The sequence below is a fragment of the Nakamurella sp. UYEF19 genome, from assembly GCF_040546275.1.
Taxonomy (GTDB): domain Bacteria; phylum Actinomycetota; class Actinomycetes; order Mycobacteriales; family Nakamurellaceae; genus Nakamurella.
The window spans coordinates 71,756-94,148 of sequence record NZ_JBEPNO010000020.1 but is presented as its reverse complement, the minus strand read 5'-3'; the positions used below and the strand labels follow the sequence as shown (position 1 = coordinate 94,148).

Below are 22,393 nucleotides of genomic sequence, written 5' to 3'. Positions count from 1 at the left end.
ACCTTCAGGCAAGTTCGGCGGCCCAGGGCGGGTTGGCGCCGGCGCGGGAGCAGTTGATGGCCGACACCCGCGAGGCGAAGACCAGAGCCGAGGTCAACCCAGCCAGGTCCAGCTGACCGAGGCGCCCGCCGAGCTGACCGGCCACGGCGAGATGGTGCATCATCCCGCCGTGGAAGGAGTCGCCGGCCCCGACCGTGTCGACCAGCGTGGTCGGTGCGATCGGCACCCGGACGGATTCCCCCCGCAGCGACGCGAAAGCACCGTCGGCACCGAGGCTGACCACCACCAACGGCACTCCGAGCCCGTGCAGGTAGGTAGCGGCGTCCTCCGGGGTGCGGTGCGGCCAGAGCTGCTCCAGGTCGTCCTCGGACAGCCGCACGATGTCGGAGAGTCCGGCCCAGCGGTCGATGACAGCGCGGTAGGTCTCCACCGGGATCAGCAGCGTCCGGAGGTTGGGGTCGATCGAGATGGTGACCCGAGATCTGGCTCTGGCCAGCAGATTCTCGATGACCAACCCAGACGGCTGAAGGGCCAGGGCCAGGGTGCCGGTGTGGATCGCCACCGGGCGCTCGTCATCCGGGAACGGTCCGTCGATCAGCGGTGCCAGGCTTTCGTCGGTCCAGGCCCAGTCGGCCGTCCCGGAGGTGTAGAACTCGTACGACGCCGCACCGGAATCGTCCAGCCGGGCGATCGCCAGGGTGGCCGGCTCGGCCGCTGCCTGCGACGCGCTGAGGTCGACCCCGGAGGCCTCCAACTTGGCGCGGCACAGGGCGCCGAGTGCTCCGGTGGACAGTCGTCCGGCGAAGCGCGCAGTGCTACCCAGGCGGGCGACCGCGACGGCGAAATTCGCCGGTCCGCCACCGGGATGCACGGTGAGATGTGCCGCCCCGTCGGCGATCCCATCGGGGGGCAGGACGGCGTCGGCGACGACCTCTCCGACTACGGCGATGGTGGGCATCAGACTCCTGAACAGGCGGGATCAGCACGGATGTCGGGACGCTGCCGCCCGGCTCGACCAGCGTAGTGGGTGCCATCCGAGTGGACCGGGCAAGGCCGGGACACGACGGAACCGATCCGGGAGTGGCCCCGTCGGACTCCGGTCCGCAGACCACAGCCGCACAGACGCGGCACAGAATTGAAGGAGTTCACCATGAGCCACACCCTCGGGCAGGTCTCGCAGGCGATGCTCGGCCGTCCCTCGACCCACATCAACCACACCACCTACCACTCGACGTACCACTCGACCGGCTCCGTCGCCGGCGGCGGCTCCTACTGGTGGATCATCGTCGTTGCGGTGGCCGTGCTGGTGATCGCCCTGGTGGCCCGAAAGATGATGAGCGTTAGCTGATCGCCGAATTCGCTACCCGTGACGGATCTGGGCGAAGCGAATCTGCTTGACTGGCACAGATGTTGGCAATGCGCCCCCTCCACCTCACGCAGTCGACGGAGCTCGCTGACTCCCTGATCGGCGAGAGTTGGCCGTTCCACGCCGGTCCGTCACTCGGTGCGCCCGACGTGGCCGAACGGGTCGCCGCGAACTTCTACACCGGACCGTACGTCGAGACCTGGTGGATCGACCACAGCGAAAGATCTGTCCGTGAACCAGGTGTGGGGCTCATCCGGTTGTACGACCTGGATGACGACACGGCGATGTTCGATCTCCGCTTCCGGGAGCGTCATCGAGGTCGGGGCTTCGGCGCCGAGGCAGTCCGCTGGCTCGACCGGCACCTCTTCACGACCAGGTCCTGCGCCCGGATCGAGGCCACCACCAGGCAGGACAACGTCGCGATGCGTCGCACGCTCGTTCGCTGCGGGTACGTGAAGGAATCGCACTACCGAGCCGGGTGGCCCGGCCCGGCCGGCGGTCCGTCGCACGATGCGGTGGGCTACGCCCGGCTCCGTTCCGATTGGGAGGGTGGCACCGTCACGCCCGTCGACTGGAACGACGAGCCTGCGACCTGACGTCTCCCGCCCCGGTTCGTGGGAGAGCTACAGATCCCTCACCAGGTAGACCACATCGCCGCTGTCTTCATGGGTCTCGACGTGGTCCTCGCGGAATCCGTTCTTTTCCAGAACCCGCAGTGACCGATGGTTCCAGGCCGCGACCGTCGACCACAACCGCTTTCGCCCGGTCTCGACCGCCGCCTCGATGATCGCTGCGGCCGCCTCGGTCGCGTACCCGTTGCCGTGCACGCGGGAAAAGAGCTCGTAGGCGATTTCCGGTTCCTCGAGGCTCGCACGCCCGACCAGTAGTCCCGCGTAACCGATGAGATCGGACTCGTCCCGGCGGTGGATGGCGAGAAATCCGATCCCGGTCCTGTTGCGCTCCTTCGCAAGTCGCTCGATGTTCTCCCGGGCGCCGTCAACGGTGGTGCCGTAGCCGCGAGCGCCGGGTCCCCGCTCCGCGATCAGGTCCGCGTAAGCCGCAGCGTCCTCCGACTCGAACGGGCGCAACAGGAGTCGCTCGCTCTCGAGCGAGAGAGCCATCGGTTCGTACTGCGCCGGAACGTCATCGGTCATCCCGGCAGCCTAATCAGGTGAACCGCCACGCGGATGTTGGTGCAGCTCAGGGCAGGACCAGGGTTGTCCCCGATGCCTGCGGAGGTCGTCCGGGCAGAGGATCAGTGGATGGATCGCTTGGATCGCTTGGATCGCTTGGATCGCTTGGATCGCGTGGATCGCGTGGATCGCGTGGATCGCGACGCCGCCGGCACCGGCTCGCTGCCCCGCGGTGCGAAGGCGTCGGGCGGGGCACGCCTGCTCCGCGCTCGCCGATGGGCGTTGGCCGCAGCTCTGGTGGGAACCCCGTACCTGGCGATCAGCGTGATCTGGGGTCTGGGCGGAACCTGGCTCCTGGAGACGGTCGGAGGATCCCTGGCCGTCGGGGGCCGTGCGGGTTCCCCGATCGTGGTCGCGGCTGTGTGGGCCGCCGTGTTCCTCAAGGCCATCGCGGTCCTCCTGCCGTTCGCCGCGATCCGGCGAGATCTGTCGGAGGGTCTCCGTCGCTGCATCCGACTTTTGTGCGTCGCGGAGGCCATCATCCTGACCTCGTACGGAACGATCCTGACGATCGTGGGACTGATGGTGCAGTCCGGCCTGATCGAGGCGTCGTCCGACGCCGACCATCGTGCCCTGGCCTGGCATGCGTTCCTCTGGGATCCGTGGTTCGCGGCCTGGGGTGTCCTGGTGGTGATGTTCTTGCGGGCCTCCCGGTCGGGTCTGACGTCGATGGCAGAAGGCGACCGCCCCGGCCGTCTGGTCGGGTAGGCACGACGGCTGACCTTTCACGACGGGAAATCGCTCGCGTAGTGAGCCTGAAGAGCATAGACAGATGTTCGAGCAATTGGTATGATGTGCAGATGTGGGGTACAGGGGTCGTCTTCGGGGAGCGGGTGCTCCTGCTCTCGCGCGTCGAGCCGCTGCCCTCGGTTCCTGCGCGGGCCCTCCTGCCCGGTGCGGGCCGATCACTCCGGGAGCGGGCTCGCGCTGCGGTCTTGAGGCCCGATCCACCGGCTCCGCCCACCCGCGGCCGCAGGCCTCGTCGGTCCTCAGGGCGGACCTTACTGACCGGCTCCGACAACCGGGAGATCGTGCTCCCCGGTCGCCCTGATCGTGCCGCCCGCGTCCGTAGTGAGGCGCTCGGGCTGGACCCCGCGGCGGTGGATCTGCCAGCCGCCAGGCATTTGGATCTGTTCGGCTCCAGTACGACCCAGCATCGGTACGAGGTTCTGGGCGACTGGGGATACTGGCAGGCCCGGGTGGCGCAGTTGGCCGCCGGCTCGCCCGGCTCCGAGCTGGCGGCTCTGCTGGAGGAGCGCCCGTCGCTTGCCGACGAGCCAACGGGACACGGGGTGCCTACCGGGCTCGGCTCCCTCCGCGCCCAACTGCGACTCGATTCCATGGCTGCCCGGCACCGATTGATCAGCAGTCTGCAGGGTGACCAGTACGCGGACGCCGCTGCGCTCGCGGTGGAGTACCCGGCGGCAGACGAGTTCCTGAGCGCGGAGGTCGCGTTGGCGCTCGGGGTACCTGAATCGGTGGCCGGAGGTGTCGTCTCGACGGGATTCACGTTGGCCACCAAGCTCCCGCGGACGCTCGAGGCCCTGCAGGACGGGCAGATCACCGCCGAGGTGGCGCAGGTGATGGTCGGTGCGACCGCGCCGGTCTCCGACCCGCACGTCGCCGCTGCGATCGAGGAGATCGTGCTTCCCAAGGTGGCCGGAAGGTCCCGCGAGTGGGTCCGGCGTGAGGTCGTCCGTCAAGTCATCCGGCTGGATCCAGTGGCAGCCGACGCTCGCCACGAGGCCGCTCGCAAGCAGCGCGCCGTGACGAAATGGGCCGACATCGACGGCATGGGTTGGATGAAAATTCATGCGCCGATCGAGGCCATCGCCGCGGCCTGGGAGGCGTTGACCGGGCTGGCCGACAACGCGAAGACCCCGGGCGACGAACGCAACCTGGATCAACGCCGTGCCGACGTGTTCGCGGACCTGTTCCACTCGGTCCTTGATCGTGGCGGTTGGGACGGCAGCCTCCTGCCGGCACAGCACGGGCGCAAGCCGCACGTGGGAGTGCTCGTTCCGTACGACATGATCCAAGCCGCGATGGGTGGTGGCGCCACCTCCGCCTCCTCAGGTGACACTGACTCAAGTAACACTGACTCAAGTGGCAATGCCTGCAACGGCAATGCCTCCAACGGCAATGCCTGCAACGGCAATGCCTCCATCGGCACTCCCGCTGCCGTTCCCGTCGGCGACCGGCCCGGATCGGCGCCGGGTACCGCGTCACCGGCCTGGGAGGTGTCGCGAGGGGTGTGCGAGCTGGTGGGCTACGGCCCGATCGCTCCCGGACAGGGTTTGCGAATCGCGGCGGAGGGCGACTGGCGCCGGATCGTCTGCGACCCGTTGTCCGGCACCGTCATGGACTACGGGCGTACCAGATACATCCCGCCGGGAAGTCTGCGGCAGTTCATCAACACCCGCGATCAGACCTGTTCATTCTTCGGCTGCTCGCAACCCGCCTGGCGCTCCCAGATCGACCATGCCGTGCCCTACTCCCGGGGCGGACCGACGGCCGAGCCCAACCTGTGTGCACTCTGCCTGCACCACCATCGCGCCAAGGACGGCGGCGGCTTCTCCCTGACCTTGAATGCTGATCGGTCCAAGACCTGGACCACTCCGCTCGGCCGGACGGTGACCACCCCGCCCACCTCGCTGCTCGAACCGACCGGGCCGCCGGGTCCGGACGCGCCGCCGGGTGACGAGCCGGAGGACCGACCGTGCCCACCGCCACCGTTCTGAGCTCGGCAACCTCCTCGCACCCTCCGGGGCCACCGTCCTGAGCTCGGTCCCCGACCGTGCGGCGCAGGTTGACTCGCGCTCAGCCCCAGCCGAGCTCGTCGAGCCGGTCGTCATCGATGCCGAAGTGATGCGCCACCTCGTGGATGACGGTGGTGGCCACCTGTTCCCGGGCCCCCTCGGCATCCTGCGCGTGCGCCAGGATCGGCTCGCGGTAGATGGTGATCGTGTCCGGCAGCGACCAGGAGTAGTTCGAGGTTCGCGAGGTCAGTGCGACGCCGTGGTAGAGCCCGTACAGCGACTGCGTGGGATGCCTGGCCTCGACCAGTACCACCACGTTGTCCATCGCGCGAGCGAACTTGCGGGGGATCAGGTCGAGGGCCTCGGAGACCAGCTCCTCGAACTCGTGATCCGACATCATCACAGCCATCACTCCATGATGCCGGTCGCACATGGGTGTTGCATGGAGATGGGTGTCGCGCGAAGAACCCTCCCCCTTGTTCAACCCGTTCGATTCGGGCAGGTCCCCGGCGTTAGGCTCACGGACGTGATCGACCTGCGCATCCTCCGCGAGAATCCCGACCTGGCCAGAGCCTCCCAGATTGCCCGTGGCGCCGATCCGTCGGTGGTCGATCGGCTCCTGTCGGCGGACGCCGAGCGTCGGTCGGCCGTCGCGGCCGCGGACAGCATGCGGGCCGAGCAGAAGGCGTTCGGGCGGACTGTCGGGCAGGCGTCGAAGGAGGATCGTCCTGCCCTGCTCGAGCGCGGAAAGGAAATGGCCGACCGGGTCAAGGTCGCCGAGGCCACCGCCACCGCCGCGAACGATGTGCTGATCGCAGCGCACAAGGCCATCCCCAACGTCATCCAGGACGGTGCACCGTCCGGCGGTGAGCAGGACTTCGTCGTCCTCGAACACGTCGGCACTCCGCCGACCCTCGATTTCGAGCCGAAAGACCACCTCGAGCTGGGCGAAGCCCTGGGCGCCATCGATATGGGCCGCGGCGCAAAGGTTTCCGGTGCGCGGTTCTACTTCCTGCGCGGCGTCGGCGCCCAGTTGCAGTGGGCCATGCTGAATCTCGCCATGTCCAAGGCGATCGCCAACGGGTTCATCCCGATGATCCCGCCGGTGCTCGTCAAGCCGGAGTCCATGGACGGCACCGGCTTTCTCGGCGAACACAACGACGAGGTGTACCGGCTCGGTGCCGACGACCTCTACCTGGTCGGCACCTCCGAGGTGCCGTTGGCGGCCTACCACGCCGACGAGATCCTGGACCTGGCCAAGGGTCCGGCGCGATACGCGGGCTGGTCCACCTGCTTCCGCCGGGAGGCCGGCTCCTACGGCAAGGACACCCGCGGGATCATTCGCGTCCACCAGTTCGAGAAGATCGAGATGTTCTCCTACTGCAAGCCGGCGGACGCCGCCGCGGAGCACCAGCACCTGCTCGGCTTCGAGCGCGAGATGCTCGACGCCATCGAGGTGCCCTACCGGATCATCGATGTCGCCGCCGGCGACCTCGGAACGTCAGCTGCGCGCAAGTTCGACTGCGAGGCCTGGGTGCCGACCCAGCAGGCCTACCGCGAGCTGACGTCCACCTCGAACTGCACCACGTTCCAGGCGCGCCGGCTCGGTGTGCGCTATCGCGACGAGGACGGCAAGCCGCAGGTCGCCGCGACCCTCAACGGCACGCTCGCCACCACCCGCTGGCTCGTCGCGATCCTCGAGAACCACCAGCAGGCCGATGGTTCGGTCCGCGTTCCGGAAGCCCTGCGCCCCGGCCTCGGCGGTCTGGAAGTGCTCGAACCGACGGCCTGAGCCGGCCGGCGCGCGCTTGGCCGGCTCGTGGAACGGGCGCGTGACCCGCGCCTTCAACGGGCGCGAGAATGCCGGCAGCCGCAGGATGAGCCCATGGACTACGCCGAATCACAGGCCGCCTTCTTCTCGACCCGTTCGTCGGCGGACCCGGCCCCTGGATCGGCCTCGTGGAATACCCCGGCGCGTCACCTTCGCGATGCGATCGAGCGGATCGCGCTGGTCGACCTCTGGTCGAGGCAGGGGGCGGAGGCCAGGGCAGCGATCGGCCTGGACTTTCTCGGCGGGTACGTCTGGGGTCGGGGGTCCGCCCTGGGGTCAGCACCCAATCCGGCCGTCGTAGCCTCGGCTTTCGCCGTATTCGAGCCGGGACTGGTTGGGGCGCTACTGGGCCCGGCAGTCGCCACTGCCACCTGGGATCAGATCCAGCATGCCAAGTTGGCGGGCGCTCTTGGTGCGCTCGGGGCAACCATCGGCGAGCCCGAGGCCGTGCCCGACATCGTGCAGATCATCCGCCGGGGTCTGACGGCCGCCGACCCGACCGGCCGACCGCTCTACGCGGGTCTCTCGTCGTTGCCCTGGCCGGCGCAGCCCCTCGGGCAACTCTGGCACGGCGTCAATCTGCTCCGTGAGTTCCGCGGCGATACCCACGTGGCGGTCTGCGTGGCCGCCGGACTCGACGGCGTCAGGATGAATGTGCTGACCGAGAGATGGATCGGGTGGCCGCCTCGGACATACTCGGCGACCCGCGGGTGGTCGCCGGAAGCGCTGGCCGACGCCTATGGCCGGCTGGCCCGGGACGGCTGGCTCGACGGCGACGACCTCACCGAGTCCGGTCGGGCCCGTCGTGAGGAATTGGAACAGCACACCGACGACGGAATGGGCCCGATCCTCGACGCGATCGGGTCCGATCTCGACACCGTCCTGACGACCTGTCGGGGCTGGAGCCACTCGCTCGTCGCCGCAGGCGTCGTGCCGCCCGACCCGTACAAGGCGGCGGCTGGTTAGAGGCGCGCGGCCGAACTAGACCAGCGCTGTGACGACCGCGCCCTCGACGGGCGGCTGGGCCGACCACGGGAAGGTGATCCACAGCTCGGTCTCCCGCCAGGAGAAGTCGGGAACCAGGATGGTGCGCGGTTTCGTGTACAGCACCGCCGATTTCGCGTCGGCGCCGTGTTGCTTCATCAGGTCCATGACGAGCGCGAGGGTCCTTCCGGAATCGGCCACGTCGTCGACCACGAGCAGGCGCTTGCCGTTGATCGCGGCGGTGTCCAGCATCGGTTCCAGCACGACCGGATCGGGCAGGGTCTCCTCGATGTCGGAGTAGAACTCGACGTTCAACGTGCCCGCCGCCTTGGTGCCCAGCGCGTAGGCCAGCGCGCCGGCCGGCAACAGGCCACCCCGGGCGATGGCGATGACGATTTCGGCGTGGAACCCGCTGTCCGCGACCTGCTGCGCGAGCTGCCGCGAGGCCACCCCGAAGCGCTCCCAGGTCAGCACTTCGCGGGCGGGGGCGGTGATCGGGGAGGCCATGGGCAGAACCTACTATGCCGCGGGAGGTTGGCCGCGGCACGATGAGTCCGGTCGACCGGACTCGACAGCAGTTCGGGGGCGATGAAAACCGGCTGGCCGCACGTCGTCACCAGCACGTCGTAACAAGCACGTCACCCGGCTGACGCGGCCAGACAACGTTTGATTGGGAACGTCCACATCAACGGCCGAGTTCGCACTCTCGAGGCAAGGGGCTCGCACTGACTACAGAGTTGGCAGGTGTCGGACGGGTCACCACCCACCGCGTCCTCGATCTGGCCATCCGGGGCCGGCGGGTGATGATCGAAGGCGTCGAACGCCCCGCCGCTCTCTCCATCCGGCACGGAACGATCGTGGCCATCGACGATTTCGGCGTCGTACCGCTCGCCCCGCGGGTGATCACCGTGCCGGACGACGTGGTGCTGATCCCCGGTCTCGTCGACACCCACGTGCACATCAACGAACCCGGCCGCACCGAGTGGGAGGGCTTCGTCACCGCGACGGCCGCCGCTGCCGCCGCGGGGGTCACCACGATCATCGACATGCCGCTCAATTCGTTGCCCCCGACGCTCACGGCAAAGGCGTTGGCCATCAAGAAGAAGGCCGCCCGCGGGCGCTGCCAGATCGACGTCGGCTTCTGGGGCGGCTCCGTCCCGACCAACCTCGCGGACCTGCCGGAGCTGTTCGCCGCCGGGGTGTTCGGGGTGAAGTGTTTCCTGCAGGACTCCGGCGTTCCCGAGTTCCCGCCGCTGTCCACCCCGGAACTGCGTGCGGCGATGGAGGTCATCGCGGGTCTCGGCGGGTTGATGCTCGTGCACGCCGAGGATCCGACAGTTCTGCACACCTCGCCGACTCCGCAGGGCCCCAGCTACGCAGCTTTCGTCGATTCCCGGCCGGACACCGCTGAGGCTGCTGCCATCACCACGGTGATCGAGGCGTCCGCTGCGACCGGCTGCCGCGCGCACATCGTCCACCTGTCCTCGGCGGCCGGGGCGCAACTCGTCCGCGAGGCCAAGGCCGCGGGTGTGCCGATCACCGCCGAGACCTGCCCGCACTACCTGACTCTCGCCGCCGAGACCATCCCGGACGGGTCGCCCCAGTTCAAGTGCTGCCCGCCGATCCGGGGTAGTCGCGATCAGGACGCACTCTGGGCCGCCCTGGCCGACGGCACCATCGACATCATCGTGACCGACCACTCTCCCTCGACCCCCGAGCTCAAGCTGCTCGAGGTCGGTGACCTCGGGCTGGCCTGGGGCGGCATCGCCTCGTTGCAGTTCGGTTTCGCCGCGGTGCTGACGGAGGCCACGAAGCGTGGCATTCCGCTGGCCGAGGTGCTGCGATGGATGTCCAGTGGACCCGCCGATCTGGCCGGTCTGACGAAGAAGGGCCGGATCGCCGTCGGCGCCGACGCGGACCTGGTGCTGCTGGCCGACGACGAGACGTTCACCGTCACCGTCGACTCGATCAAGCACAAGCACCCGGTCACCCCCTACCTCGGTCACGAGCTGCGCGGCGTGGTGCGGACCCGCTGGCTGCGCGGCACCGAACTCGAGGACGATATGGTCGCCGGGCAGCTGTTGAGCAAGGAACTGGTCTGAGACGGCCGGCCGGCTCCCCCGACGACGTCCGGAGAACTGATCCATGAAGCGCACCGACCTCGATCTGGCCTCGCGTGCCCTCGGCGGATCCGTGCGGTGCGTCAGCGATGAGTTCTTCGCGCCCTGCGAGGCGTTGATCCAGCCCTGGACCCCGCTGCACGACAAGCTGGAATTCGGTCCGCACGGAAAGATCTACGACGGCTGGGAGACTCGCCGGCGTCGCACCCCGGGCTACGACTGGGCGATCGTTGCGCTCGGCGTTCCGGGCGTGCTGCACGAGATCATCGCGGACACCGCCTTCTTCACCGGCAACTACCCACCGGAGGTCTCGGTGGAGGCCACCTGGCTCGACGGCAGTCCGTCCAACGAAGAGCTGATGGCGGCGGACTGGGTCACCGTCGTGCCGCAGTCGGCGGCGCGCGGCAACATGGCGAACACCTACCGGGTGCACAACCACTGGGCCTTCAGCCACGTCCGGCTCAACATCTTCCCGGACGGCGGTGTCGCCCGGCTGCGGGTCCGCGGCACCGCGGTGCCCGACCCGAGGGTATTGGGCAGCCGCATCGACCTGGCCAGTCTGCACAACGGCGGCGAGATCGCCGAGTGCTCCGACATGTTCTATTCCGACGCGCGTCAGGTGCTCTACCCCGGTGTGGCCCGCTCCATGTCCGAGGGGTGGGAGACGGCTCGCCGCCGGACGGCCGGGAACGACTACCTGGTGGTCACTCTCGCCGGCCCGGCTCGGCTGTCCTACGTCGACATCGACTCCGGTTACTTCCTCGGCAACGCCCCCGGCCGCGTCCGGCTCTCCGGCCGCTCCGACGAGGAGGCGCCCTGGCACGAGATCCTCCCCGAGACGAGGATTTCCTCCGACAGCCACAACCGCTTCCGCCTGACGTCGTCGGAGACCGTTTCCGCGGTGCGGGTGGATGTCTTTCCAGACGGCGGCTTCTCGCGCCTGCACCTGATGGGCGAACTGGCCGAGGAAGCCCTGGCCGAGGCGATCGCCCACTGGCTGCGGCTGCTGCCCTCCACCGCCTACGCCAAGGTCCTCGCTGGCGTCGGCATCGCCCAGGCCCCGGTGCGGACGCTGACGACGGAGCAGTTGCTCGGTCTCGCCTGGTAGAGCGGTCGCCTTGGTGCAGGGCCGGCTGTTCACGGGCCGCCCGGCCAGGTCAGCTGCGCCTGTTGGGCACCTTCTTCAGATATATCCATTCCGTCATCGGAGTGCAACACACCGTCGCTACCGTTTCGTCAGTCGGCGATGTCGGGTTCCCGGTGTGCCTCATTTCCTGGGGTCCTCTGCAATCCCGTCGCGCTTTCCGTCGCATCGTCGCGACCCATTCTGCCGTCATGTCAGGCCGGCTTTCGTGCGCACCATTGTCGCGAGGTACGGGCTTTGGCAACCTCCCCCTCGAAAGGAGTTCCGATGACCGAAACATCGACTCGTGCAACAGCATCAGACGACGGCGTAGCCGGAGTCTCGCTGGCGCCGGCGACCATCCCGAGCCAAGGAGGGCCTACCGGTGGTCATGCCGAGTCCAGCGAGCTCGGCGGACTCATCAAGCCGGGTTACGACCTCCGGCTGACCAACGAGGACCTCGCTCCGCTCAAGAAACAGACCTGGGGCTCCTACGCCTTTTTCGCCTTCTGGATGTCCGATGTGCACAGCGTCGGTGGCTATGTGACGGCCGGCAGCCTCTTCGCCCTCGGCCTCGCCGCCTGGCAGGTGCTGATCGCCCTGCTGGTGGGCATCGTCATCGTCTACTTCCTCTGCAACCTGGTGGCCAAGCCCAGCCACGCCACCGGAACGCCGTATCCCGTCGCGTCACGCATCCCGTTCGGGGTGCTCGGTGCGAACGTCCCGGCCATCATCCGGGGCCTCATTGCCGTTGCCTGGTACGGGATCCAGACGTACCTGGCGTCGAATGCCCTGGTGCTCCTCGCCCTCAAGATCTGGCCGGGTCTGGCGCCATGGGCGCTCAGGTCCGAGCACGGGTTCGCCGGGTTGTCGACCCTGGGCTGGGCCGGTTTCATGATCATGTGGGTGGCCCAGGCCGTCGTCTTCTGGCGAGGAATGGAGGCCATCCGCAAGTTCATCGACTTCTGCGGCCCCGCTGTCTACGTGCTGATGTTCGCCCTGGCCGTCTATCTCGTCGCCAAGGCCGGCTGGAGCAACATCGACTTCAACCTGGCCGACGGCGGCCTGACGCTCACCGGCTGGGCTGCCGTCCCGGTGATCCTGTCGTCCATCGCGCTGGTCGTCTCGTACTTCTCCGGTCCGATGCTCAACTACGGTGACTTCGCCCGCTACGGCAAGAGTTTCGGTGCGATCAAGCGCGGCAACCTGCTGGGCCTCCCGCTGAACTTCATCGTGTTCTCGATCCTGGTCGTGGTCACCGCGGCCGCCACCCGCAACGTCTTCGGCGAACTGATCACCGACCCGGTCGAAACCGTCGCCAAGCTGGACTCGGTGACCGCGGTGCTGATCGGCGCCCTCACCTTCATGATCGCCACCGTCGGCATCAACATCGTCGCCAACTTCATCTCCCCGGCCTTCGACTTCTCGAACGTCAACCCGCAGCGGATCTCCTGGCGGATGGGCGGGATGATCGCGGCCGTCGGTTCGGTGCTCATCACCCCGTGGAACCTCTACAACGACCCGACCACCATCCACTACACGCTGGACATCCTGGGCTGCTTCATCGGCCCGCTGTACGGCGTCCTGATCGCCGACTACTACCTGATCAAGAAGCGCAGGGTCGTCATCGACGACCTCTACACGCTGAGCCCGAAGGGTCGATACCACTACTACAAGGGCTACAACCCGGTGGCCATCGTCGCCACGCTGGTCGGTGCCACCGTCGGCGTGATCATCGTCTTCGGCGCCTCGTCCGGCGTCGCCGCCTACACCTGGTTCATCTGTGCAACAATCGGTTTCAGCCTGCACTACGCCGGAACCGCGATCTTCAAGAACAAGGTGTCCGTCGAGGACCTGCCTGCCGCCGTCTGAGGGCAGTCGTCAAGAAGGGCTTCCCGTGCTGATCAAGATCATCAATCCGAACACCACCGCCTCGATGACGGAGCGGATCGGGGAATGTGCGCGGGCGGTGGCCGCCGCCGGCACCCAGATCAGCGCGGTCAGCCCGTCGATGGGGCCCGCCTCCATCGAGAGTCATTATGACGAAGCACTTTCCGTTCCAGGCCTCCTCGAGGAGATCGAGCGAGGGGAACGCGAGGGGGCGGACGGCTACGTCATCGCATGCTTCGGCGACCCGGGTCTGGACGCGGCGCGGGAACTCGCCGGCGGACCGGTCGTCGGAATAGCAGAGGCGGCGATGCATGCGGCCACCTTTCTCGGCCGTGGGTTCAGCGTGATCACCACGCTGGGCCGGACGAGGGGTCGCGCCCGGGATCTGGCCGCGCACTACGGCATGGCGAGGTTCTGCCGGAACGTGCGGGCCTGCGAGGTGCCGGTGCTGGAACTGGACGAGCCGGGATCCGGGGCCAGGGAGCTGATCGTCCAGGAGTGCCGGCTGGCGCTCCTGGAGGACCAGTCGGACGTCATCGTGCTGGGGTGTGCCGGGATGGCCGACCTGGCCGCCGAGATCAGCCGCACCCTCGGGGTGCCGGTCGTCGACGGAGTGGCCGCGGCCACCAAGACCGTCGAGTCGCTGGTGATGATGAAGCTGCGGACCAGCGCCTGGCACGAGTTCGCGCCGCCGCCGGCGAAGGAGTACCTGGGGCTGCTCAGCGAGTTCGCGGTCTCCTGAGTCAGCAGTCTCCCCGAGCCGCAGTTCCGCCCAGCGGACGGCCCTGCCCGGAGTGTCTCTCCGGGGCGAAGCCTGGTCGTCATCACCAGGCAACATACGGTCGATACCGTCCGGCGAGTCGTGAAACAACCCGCCGCACCAGGGGGCGGGGCCCGGGCCCACGGTCGGCGCTCGTTCGTCACGGCACCGGACGGACAGCAGCGGACGGACAGCTGCGGGAGGGAGGGGCGGTGCCGGCAACCAGGCGTCCCTCCGCCCTGATCCGACGGCTCCACTGCGACGAGGGCGTGCACTCCCAGGTCGCCATCCTCGCGGAACTGCGCCGGGTCATCCTCGAGGGCGGTGTCCCTCCCGGTACCCCGATTCCGGTCGACCAGGTCGCCGAAACCTTCGGGGTGAGCCGCATCCCGGTCCGCGAATCCCTCCGCACCCTGATCGGCGAGGGACTCGTCGACCATCGGCCGCACTCGGGCTATCTGGTGGCCCAGCTCACCGTCGAGGAGTTCCAGGGTCTGTACGTCGTCAGGGGTGTGCTGGAGAAGGCCGCCCTCGCGGCCGCGGTCGGGCAGGCTACCGCCACCGACGACGTCGGTGCCACCGCTGCGCTCGAAGCGCTGGACCGTGCGATGCGTGACGACGACCACCACGCCTACCACGTCGAGAGCCGGCGCTTCCATCTCGCGCTGGTGACGCCATCCCGGATGCGACCGCTGCTGTCCATGCTCGAGTCGGCCTGGAACGTCACCGAACCCTTCCAGCCGATGACGCTGATCGAAGCCGAGAACCGCCACAAACTGCACAGCGAGCACCGTGCGATGCTCGACCACTTCCTGGCACGGGATGCCCCGGCACTGCTCGCGGTCGCGGCGCAGCACCTCGACCACCTGGACACCTCGATCGCCACGTTGCCGAACGACACCGGCCTGTTCAGCGAGTCCGCCCCGGATGTCGCGGCGCGCCGTGGCCCAGACGGGGCGGGTACCTGAGGTGGGCGGGCATCATCGGGGGCGACATGCGGTCGTCCCGGCCCTGTCGCCGGTACCGCGACCGAGGGGGCACACAAGTCTGATGATCGACCAGAGCCGGTCTGCCGGCCGGCATCGCGCTGCCCCGTCCTCCACCCACGACGTCCCGTCGACGCTCGACGAGTTCAACCGCGCGGATGACACCGCAGCCTCCGATCTGCTCGGCGCCTGCCTCGACATCCCCGCGTGGGTGGAGCGGGTCTCCTCGGGGCGCCCGTACCCCGACCTGACGTCATTGCACGCTGCCGGAGCGGCGGCGTCCGAGGGCGTCACCTGGGATCAGGTGGTGGGCGCCCTCGACCGTCATCCGCGGATCGGCGAGAAGAAGGCCGCCGTGGCCGGTACCTCGACGGAATCCGCCTGGTCGGCCGACGAACAGGCCGGACTGCAGTCCGCCGGCGCGTCCACTTCCTCGACCGGCCGGACCTCCGCCGATGACCCGGCCGTTGCGATCGCCGAGGGCAATCGGGCCTATGAGGAGCGGTTCGGCTTCCTCTTCCTGATCTGCGCCGCCGGGCTGTCCGCCGAGCAGATCCTGGCCGACCTGAACCGCCGGCTCACCCACGACGCCGAAGCAGAGAAACCGGTCGTCACCGGCGAACTGAAGAAGATCGCCGCCTTGCGCCTGGCCAAGGCAGTGGTCACGTGAAAATCTCCACGCACCTGCTGGACACGAGCCTGGGCAAGCCGGGGCAGGGCATCCCGGTCACGTTGGAGAGCATCGGCACCGACGGCGCCGGAACCGCCTGCGGCGCCGGGGTCACCGACGCGGACGGTCGTGTGGCATCGCTGTCGGAGACCTCGCTGGAGCCCGGTGACTACCGGCTGACCTTCGCGACGGCCGCGTACTTCGAAGCTGCCCATGGCACTGTCTTCTACCCCCGGATCGTCCTGTACATCAGCCTTCCCGCTGCCCGAGACCACTTCCACATCCCGGTGCTCGCCAGTACCTTCTCCTACTCCACCTACCTCGGGAGCTGACCCATGGCAATCGTCCTCGGCGCCAATCAGTACGGGAAGGCCGAAGTCCGGCTGGTGTACGTCGACCGGTCGACCCCGGTGCACGTCATCACCGACATCAACGTGACCAGCCAGCTGATCGGCGACTTCACCGACAACTACCTGACGGGCGCCAACGGCAAGGTCATCGCGACCGACACGCAGAAGAACACGGCATACGCGCTGGCCCGCAAGGGCGGCGTCGGTGCCATCGAGGAGTTCGCCCTGCGGCTCGCCCGCAACTACGTCGGGACCTACGACTACGTCACCGGCGCGCGGATGGAGGTCGAGCAGTACGCCTGGGACCGCATCGCGACGGCGAAAGGACCGCACGACCATTCGTTCGTCAAAGGGAGCTCTGCGGTCCGGAACACGGTGGTGCGCAAGGACGGAGCGGACGAGACCGTCATCTCCGGGGTGACCGGCCTGGTGGTTCTCAAGAGCACCGGCAGCGAGTTCCACGGCTTCCCCGACGTCCCGTACACGTCGCTGGTCGAGACCGACGACCGGGTGATGGCCACGTCGGTCAGCGCCCGTTGGGTCTACGCCAGCCCCGGGAAGAGCGCTCCGGAGCTGGACTGGGACGGCATCTTCACCTCGGTCGAGGCGATCCTGCTCGAGCAGTTCGCCACCGTCCACAGCCTGGCCCTGCAGCAGACGCTCTTCTGCATGGGCCGCAGTGTGCTCGAGGCGCACCCGGAGATCAGCGAGATCCGGTTGTCCATGCCGAACATCCATCATTTCGTGGTGGACCTGAGCAAGTGGGATCTGGACAATCCCAATCAGGTCTTCTACGCCGCGGACCGGCCTTACGGTCTGATCGAGGCGGCCGTGGTCCGCGACGACGCGCCCTCGCCCGCCGGGGTCTGGGACGGTGTCGCCGGATTCGTCTAGCTGTTCCGTTGCACCCGATTGGAGTCAGTCCCACCTGCGACGCGGGTGGCCGTGTCTGCGGAGATACCCGCAGCTGATCTGTGGAGGAGTTCTGTGAGCATCTCGATCGTTGCGGGCGCGCCGGAGGTCCCGGGCATTGCCGGGGTTCTCACCCCGGAAGCTCTCGACTTCCTCGCTGCGCTGCACGAAAAGTTCGCTCCCCGGCGGGCGGAGTTGCTCGAGTTGCGCGCCACGCGCCGCGAGGCGGTCGCCGCCGGCGAGCCGCTGGACTTCCTCCCGGAGACCGCGTCGATCCGCGAGGGCAGCTGGCAGGTGGCCCCGGTCCCGGACTACCTGGCCGACCGCCGGGTGGAGATCACCGGGCCGACCGATCGCAAGATGACGATCAACGCCATGAACTCCGGAGCCAAGGTCTGGCTCGCCGACATGGAGGATGCCAACACCCCGCACTGGGGCAACGTCATCGACGGCCAGATCAACCTGGCCGACGCGATCCGGGGGACCATCACCCTGGAGCAGAACGGGAAGTCGTACGCCCTCGCCGCCGGCGACCGTGCCGTCATCGTGATGCGGCCGCGCGGCTGGCACCTGCCGGAAAAACACCTGACGCTGCACGGGAAACCGCTGTCCGGCTCGCTGGTCGACTTCGGTCTGTACTTCTGGCACAACGCCGCCGAGCTGCTGTCCCGCGGCCAGGGTCCGGCCTTCTACCTGCCCAAGATGGAGTCGCACCTGGAGGCGAGACTGTGGGCGGAGGTGTTCGCCTTCTCCGAGCAGTACGTCGGGGTGCCGTCGGGGGTCACGCGCGCCACCGTCCTGATCGAGACCATCTGGGCCGCCTTCGAGATGGAGGAGATCCTCTACGAACTCCGGGATTTCGCCTCCGGCCTGAACGCCGGACGGTGGGACTACCTGTTCTCGGTGATCAAGACGTTCCGCGACGCCGGGCCTGCCTTCGTGCTGCCGGACCGCAACTCGATCACCATGGCCGCCCCGTTCATGAAGGCCTACTCCGATCTGCTGGTGTCGACCTGCCACAAGCGCGGCGCCTACGCGATCGGCGGGATGGCGGCCTTCATCCCGTCGAAGGACCCGGCGGCCAACGAGGTCGCGTTCGCCAAGGTCCGGGCCGACAAGACCCGCGAGGCGAACGCCGGCTACGAGGGATCCTGGGTCGCCCACCCCGGTCTGGTCGGCGTCTGCACGGACATCTTCGACGCCGCCCTCGGTGACGCAGTGAACCAGTTGGACGTCGGCACCGGGGTCACCGTCACCGCGGGTCAGTTGCTGGACATCAGGTCCCTCCACGTCGACGGCAAGGCGCCGGTAACCGAGGTTGGCCTGGAGAGCAACATCGCGGTGGCGCTGGAGTACGTCGTCACCTGGCTGTCAGGGCGCGGCGCCGTCGCCATCCACAGTCTGATGGAAGATGCGGCCACCGCGGAGATCTCGCGTTCCCAGGTCTGGCAGTGGCGGAAGGCCAGGACGGTGCTCGACACCGGCCGGGTGGTGAGCGTCGCGCTGATCACCGATATTGCCGATCTGGCGACGGAAGCGCTGGCCGATCTGTGGGCCGAGGTCCCGCATGGCCGCAACCTGCTGGCCGACGCCCGCAACCTGCTCGTCGACCTGACCACCCAGAAGACCTACGAGGACTTCCTCACCATTCGGGCCTATGAGCTCATTCCGTAACATGGGGGTCCTCGACTCGGTGTTGTTGCGGGCCTGGGACTACCGGCTGACGCCCGACGACACCGACTACGCTCGCAAGTATCCCGGGCCGCCCGGGCCGGGATGTGTCCACACGGTGTACATCCCGGTGCCCAGGTTCGTCGAGGGTGTGGTGCAGGCCTGGGGTGGTCTGGCTCTCAGAGCGGTCGCTGACTTTCCTGACCAGTGGTTGGCATTGCTGCGTGTACTCGGCGATTCGTCCGGCGAGCTGGGCGTTCTCACGCTCGAGAAGCTGGCCCGGGAACCGATCGAGGACCTGCGGATCGACTTCGAGGACGGGTTCCGCGCCCACCGCGGCACGGTCGCGGATGATCTGGAGGAGGACGCGCACGCGCTGCGAGCGGCTCGTGTCGTGGCGGGCACTGTGTTGGCGGGCACGGTTGCTGCCGGGACGGCTGTTCCCGGTTCCGGAATGCCGCGGTCCTGGGGGGTGCGCATCCGGTCGCTGGCCGGGGCCACCCGCGGGCGCGGGCTCCGCACCCTGGACCTGTTCCTGGGTGAACTGCTGTCGCTCGGACCGTTGCCGACCGGGTTCGTCATCACCCTGCCGAAGGTCACCTCGGTGGCGCAGATCGAGGTCTTCTGCGACGTCCTGTCGGTCCTGGAGACGCAGCACGGGTTGACGACCGGGTCCTTGAAGTTCGAGATCCAGGTGGAGACACCACAAACCGTGCTGGGCGCCGACGGCACCGTCCCGGTGGCCCGGATGATCCACGCCGCCGGCGGTCGCGTGTCCGGGCTGCACTTCGGCACCTACGACTACACCGCGAGCCTGGGCATCCTCGGGGCGCACCAGAACCTCCGTCATCCCGTCGCCGACTTCGCCAAGAGCCTGATGATGCTGGCCGCCGCCGAGACCGGGGTGCGGGTTTCCGACGGGTCGGACAACAAGGTGCCGATCGGCGACGCCGACACGGTCGGGCAGCGTTGGCTGACGCACGCCGACGGCGTCGGAAGAGCGTTGCGGCAGGGCATCTTCCAGGGCTGGGACCTGCATCCGGCCCAGCTGCCCAGTCGGTTCGCGGCCACCTTTGCCTTCTTCCGCGACGGGTGGGCCGAGGCCGCCGTCCGGCTCGGCGACTACCACCGTCAGGTGCCCGGCGCCGGCGGCGTGCTGGACGAACCGGCCACCGCGTTCGCCCTGGCCCGTCATCTGGCCGGAGCATTGGCCTGCGGCGCAGTCGGGACGGCCGAGATCAATGCGGTCGCGGGCATCGGCGATGATCTGGTGCGGCGGTACCTCGTACGGGGCGCGCCGCCAGGAGTGGAGTCATGACCGATCGCCGTTCTGCCGACCTCTTCAGGAGTACGACATGCATCTGACACCGCTATGCATCTGACACCGGGCGACACCGAGAAGCTGCTGCTGTCGGTGGCCGGAATGGTCGCCCGCGACCGGCTCGAGCGCGGCGTCAAGCTCAACTACCCGGAAACCGTTGCGCTGCTGACCACCTGGGTGATCGAGCGGGCGAGGGACGGGCGCACGGTCCAGGACCTGATGTCCGCCGGGCGCGAGGTGCTCACTCGCGAGCAGGTGATGGACGGGGTGGCCGAGATGCTGCCCGACGTCCAGGTCGAGGCGACCTTCCCCGACGGGCGCAAGCTCGTCACCATCCACCAGCCGATCGCGTAGGGACGGGCACACATGGCATCCGGAAGTTCCACCGGCCCAGGGGCCGTCCGCACCGCGGAGGGCACGATCGTGCTCAACGGAGACCGCAGCGAGTCCGAACGGATCTCGTTGCACATCGTCAACACCGGTGACCGGCCGGTGCAGATCGGCTCGCACCTGCACCTTCCGGACGCGAACACCGCGCTGGAGTTCGATCGTGCTGCGGCCCATGGTTTCCGGCTGGACATCCCCTCGGGGACGTCCCGGCGCTTCGAGCCGGGTGCGTCGAGAGATATAGCGGCCGTTGCCTTCCAGGGCGCGCGCAGGATTCCCGGCATCCAGATCAAGAGCAATGGTGGGGTGCTCTAGTCGTGGTGGAGATCTCCAGGGCGGAATACGCGGCGCTGTACGGCCCGACGGTCGGCGACCAGGTGCGACTCGGCGACACCGATCTGTGGATCGAGATCGAGAAGGACTACACCGCAGGCGGTGAGGAAGCCGTCTTCGGCGGCGGCAAGTCGATCCGCGAGTCGATGGCCCAGGGCTCGGTGACCCGCGCGCGGGGTGCACTCGATACCGTCATCACCAATGCGATCGTGCTCGACCACTGGGGAATCGTCCGGGCAGATGTCGGCATCCGGGACGGCCGGATCGTCGCGCTCGGTCGTTCCGGCAACTCCGACGTCGCCGACGGTGTCCACCCCGACCTGCAGATCGGGCCGTCGACGGACGTCATCTCGGGTGAGGGAAAGATCCTCACCGCAGGGGGTTTCGACTCCCACGTGCACCTGCTGTCGCCGTCGCAGATCCACGAAGCGCTGGCCACCGGTCTGACGACTATCGGCGGCGGCGGCACCGGCCCCAGCGAGGGCACCAAGGCCACCACCGTCACGCCCGGCGCCTGGCACCTGGAGAAGATGCACCGGGCGATGGACTCGTTGCCGGTCAACGTGCTGCTGCTCGGCAAGGGCAATACCGTCTCGATGGAGGGGCTGGCCGAGCAGGCGCTGGCCGGTGCGGGCAGCTACAAGGTCCACGAGGACTGGGGTTCCACCCCCGCCGCCATCGATGCCGCGCTGCGCGCCGCGGAGGAGTGGGGCCTGCAGGTCGCCCTGCACTCGGACTCGTTGAACGAATCCGGCTACGTGCAGTCCACCATCGACGCCATTGCTGGTCGGTCCCTGTCGGCGTTCCATGTCGAGGGCGCCGGAGGCGGGCACTCCCCGGACATCCTGAAGCTCGCCGGACTGCCGATGGTCCTGCCGGGGTCGACCAACCCGACGCTCCCGCACACCGTCAACACGGTGGCCGAGCACCTGGACATGCTCATGGTGTGCCACCATCTGAACCCGGCCGTGCCAGAGGATCTCGCGTTCGCCGAGTCCCGGATCCGGGCGACCACCATTGCCGCCGAGGACGTCTTGCACGACATGGGCGCCATCTCGCTGACCTCCTCCGACGCGCAGGCGATGGGCCGGATCGGCGAGGTCGTCACCCGCACCTGGCAGGTCGCCCACGTGATGAAGCTGCGGCGCGGCGACATCGGCGGTTCCCAGCCGGCCGACAACTTCCGGGCCAAGCGCTACATCGCGAAATACACCATCAACCCGGCGATCTCGCACGGTATCGACCACGAGATCGGCACCATCGAGGCCGGCAAGCTCGCCGACCTGGTGCTCTGGGAGCCGAAGTTCTTCGGCGTCCGTCCGGCCATCGTGATCAAGGGCGGCGCCATCGTCTGGGGGGCTCTCGGCGACCCGAACGCCTCGATCCCGACGCCGCAGCCGGTGCTGATGCGCCCGTCGTTCGGCGATGCGATCGGCGCCGAGCTGTCGATGTCGTTCGTCGCGCCGGCGGCGCTGCAGGACGGGTTGGCGGCTCGGCTCGGTCTTCGGCGGCAATTGGTGGCGGTCAAGCCGACCCGCGAGGTGGGCAAGGCGCAGATGATCAACAACGACGTCCTCCCGGTGATCGACATCAACCCCGAGACGTTCGCGATCAAGATCGACGGCGAGCCCATCGAACCCGCCCCCGCCTCCGTCCTCCCCCTCGCCCAGCTCTACTCGATGTTCTGAGTTGGCCCCGATGCCCCCGCCCGCCGCGCTTATCAACTTCGACCGCGCT

General features: G+C 68.2%; 23 protein-coding genes. 19 read left to right on the top strand and 4 right to left on the bottom strand.

Translation table 11 applies throughout. The features are described from left to right. Positions 1 to 4: 4 nt before the first annotated feature. Positions 5 to 958: a carbohydrate kinase family protein gene (locus tag ABIB25_RS21975; protein ID WP_354530657.1), complete on the bottom strand. Its 954-nt coding sequence runs from the start codon at positions 956 to 958 to the stop codon at positions 5 to 7. Positions 959 to 1,150: 192 nt separating this feature from the next. Between ABIB25_RS21975 and ABIB25_RS21970 the strand changes: the two genes are divergently transcribed. After that, positions 1,151 to 1,348, top strand: a complete 198-nt coding sequence (locus ABIB25_RS21970; RefSeq protein WP_354530656.1) for a hypothetical protein — start codon at positions 1,151 to 1,153, stop codon at positions 1,346 to 1,348. 59 nt (positions 1,349 to 1,407) lie between these two features. Beyond that, complete coding sequence (locus ABIB25_RS21965) at positions 1,408 to 1,962, top strand: GNAT family N-acetyltransferase (protein WP_354530655.1); 555 nt, start codon at positions 1,408 to 1,410, stop codon at positions 1,960 to 1,962. Between the two features lie 27 nt (positions 1,963 to 1,989). Here the strand turns inward: ABIB25_RS21965 and ABIB25_RS21960 are convergent, their stop codons facing one another. After that, positions 1,990 to 2,520, bottom strand: coding sequence for a GNAT family N-acetyltransferase (locus tag ABIB25_RS21960; RefSeq protein WP_354530654.1), 531 nt, complete (start codon positions 2,518 to 2,520; stop codon positions 1,990 to 1,992). Between the two features lie 162 nt (positions 2,521 to 2,682). On the opposite strand from ABIB25_RS21960, the gene ABIB25_RS21955 reads away from it, so the two are divergent. Both ABIB25_RS21955 and ABIB25_RS21950 read left to right on the top strand, forming a co-directional pair. After that, a complete protein-coding gene (locus ABIB25_RS21955; protein WP_354530653.1) occupies positions 2,683 to 3,267 on the top strand; it encodes a DUF3995 domain-containing protein in 585 nt (194 codons plus the stop codon). Positions 3,268 to 3,659: 392 nt separating this feature from the next. Then, a complete protein-coding gene (locus ABIB25_RS21950) occupies positions 3,660 to 5,300 on the top strand; it encodes an HNH endonuclease (protein ID WP_354530652.1) in 1,641 nt (546 codons plus the stop codon). 79 nt (positions 5,301 to 5,379) lie between these two features. Here ABIB25_RS21950 and ABIB25_RS21945 read toward each other — a convergent pair whose 3' ends face one another. Then, positions 5,380 to 5,727 (bottom strand): metallopeptidase family protein, encoded by a 348-nt coding sequence (locus ABIB25_RS21945; RefSeq protein WP_354530651.1) that lies wholly within the window; start codon positions 5,725 to 5,727, stop codon positions 5,380 to 5,382. Between the two features lie 117 nt (positions 5,728 to 5,844). Here ABIB25_RS21945 and serS point away from each other — a divergent pair, with 117 nt between their 5' ends. Continuing rightward, positions 5,845 to 7,110 (top strand): serine--tRNA ligase, encoded by a 1,266-nt coding sequence (serS, locus tag ABIB25_RS21940; RefSeq protein ID WP_354530650.1) that lies wholly within the window; start codon positions 5,845 to 5,847, stop codon positions 7,108 to 7,110. Between the two features lie 93 nt (positions 7,111 to 7,203). Then, positions 7,204 to 8,115 (top strand): SCO6745 family protein, encoded by a 912-nt coding sequence (locus tag ABIB25_RS21935; protein WP_354530649.1) that lies wholly within the window; start codon positions 7,204 to 7,206, stop codon positions 8,113 to 8,115. Between the two features lie 15 nt (positions 8,116 to 8,130). Here ABIB25_RS21935 and ABIB25_RS21930 read toward each other — a convergent pair whose 3' ends face one another. After that, positions 8,131 to 8,640, bottom strand: a complete 510-nt coding sequence (locus tag ABIB25_RS21930) for a phosphoribosyltransferase (RefSeq protein ID WP_354530648.1) — start codon at positions 8,638 to 8,640, stop codon at positions 8,131 to 8,133. 230 nt (positions 8,641 to 8,870) lie between these two features. On the opposite strand from ABIB25_RS21930, the gene allB reads away from it, so the two are divergent. The 13 genes from allB to ABIB25_RS21865 all read left to right on the top strand — a co-directional run bounded on the left by allB (position 8,871) and on the right by ABIB25_RS21865 (position 22,344). Beyond that, positions 8,871 to 10,235, top strand: coding sequence for an allantoinase AllB (allB, locus tag ABIB25_RS21925; RefSeq protein WP_354530647.1), 1,365 nt, complete (start codon positions 8,871 to 8,873; stop codon positions 10,233 to 10,235). Positions 10,236 to 10,278: 43 nt separating this feature from the next. Then, entirely contained in the window at positions 10,279 to 11,361 is a 1,083-nt protein-coding gene (gene alc, locus ABIB25_RS21920; protein ID WP_354530646.1) for an allantoicase, read from the top strand. 303 nt (positions 11,362 to 11,664) lie between these two features. Next, positions 11,665 to 13,248, top strand: coding sequence for an NCS1 family nucleobase:cation symporter-1 (locus ABIB25_RS21915; protein WP_354530645.1), 1,584 nt, complete (start codon positions 11,665 to 11,667; stop codon positions 13,246 to 13,248). A 25-nt stretch (positions 13,249 to 13,273) separates the two neighbouring features. Then, positions 13,274 to 14,008 (top strand): aspartate/glutamate racemase family protein, encoded by a 735-nt coding sequence (locus ABIB25_RS21910; protein ID WP_354530644.1) that lies wholly within the window; start codon positions 13,274 to 13,276, stop codon positions 14,006 to 14,008. A 230-nt stretch (positions 14,009 to 14,238) separates the two neighbouring features. After that, the gene (locus ABIB25_RS21905; protein ID WP_354530643.1) at positions 14,239 to 14,994 is read left to right on the top strand and encodes a GntR family transcriptional regulator; all 756 of its coding nucleotides are present in this window, start codon (positions 14,239 to 14,241) and stop codon (positions 14,992 to 14,994) included. Between the two features lie 82 nt (positions 14,995 to 15,076). Further along, positions 15,077 to 15,682, top strand: coding sequence for a 2-oxo-4-hydroxy-4-carboxy-5-ureidoimidazoline decarboxylase (gene uraD, locus ABIB25_RS21900; protein ID WP_354530642.1), 606 nt, complete (start codon positions 15,077 to 15,079; stop codon positions 15,680 to 15,682). Further along, the gene (uraH, locus tag ABIB25_RS21895; protein WP_354530641.1) at positions 15,679 to 16,014 is read left to right on the top strand and encodes a hydroxyisourate hydrolase; all 336 of its coding nucleotides are present in this window, start codon (positions 15,679 to 15,681) and stop codon (positions 16,012 to 16,014) included. Before uraD ends, uraH begins: the two co-directional genes overlap by 4 nt. Before the next feature lie 3 nt (positions 16,015 to 16,017). Next, on the top strand, positions 16,018 to 16,926 hold the full coding sequence (pucL, locus tag ABIB25_RS21890; RefSeq protein WP_354530640.1) for a factor-independent urate hydroxylase: 909 nt from the start codon (positions 16,018 to 16,020) through the stop codon (positions 16,924 to 16,926). A 93-nt stretch (positions 16,927 to 17,019) separates the two neighbouring features. Beyond that, on the top strand, positions 17,020 to 18,618 hold the full coding sequence (gene aceB / locus ABIB25_RS21885) for a malate synthase A (RefSeq protein WP_354530639.1): 1,599 nt from the start codon (positions 17,020 to 17,022) through the stop codon (positions 18,616 to 18,618). Further along, positions 18,602 to 19,933, top strand: coding sequence for a DUF6986 family protein (locus ABIB25_RS21880; protein WP_354530638.1), 1,332 nt, complete (start codon positions 18,602 to 18,604; stop codon positions 19,931 to 19,933). The genes aceB and ABIB25_RS21880 overlap by 17 nt, the downstream gene beginning before the upstream one ends. A gap of 54 nt (positions 19,934 to 19,987) precedes the next feature. Continuing rightward, positions 19,988 to 20,290 (top strand): urease subunit gamma, encoded by a 303-nt coding sequence (locus tag ABIB25_RS21875; RefSeq protein WP_354530637.1) that lies wholly within the window; start codon positions 19,988 to 19,990, stop codon positions 20,288 to 20,290. A gap of 12 nt (positions 20,291 to 20,302) precedes the next feature. Further along, on the top strand, positions 20,303 to 20,638 hold the full coding sequence (ureB, locus tag ABIB25_RS21870; protein ID WP_354530636.1) for an urease subunit beta: 336 nt from the start codon (positions 20,303 to 20,305) through the stop codon (positions 20,636 to 20,638). Positions 20,639 to 20,640: 2 nt separating this feature from the next. Further along, positions 20,641 to 22,344, top strand: coding sequence for an urease subunit alpha (locus tag ABIB25_RS21865; protein WP_354530635.1), 1,704 nt, complete (start codon positions 20,641 to 20,643; stop codon positions 22,342 to 22,344). Positions 22,345 to 22,393 lie beyond the last annotated feature (49 nt).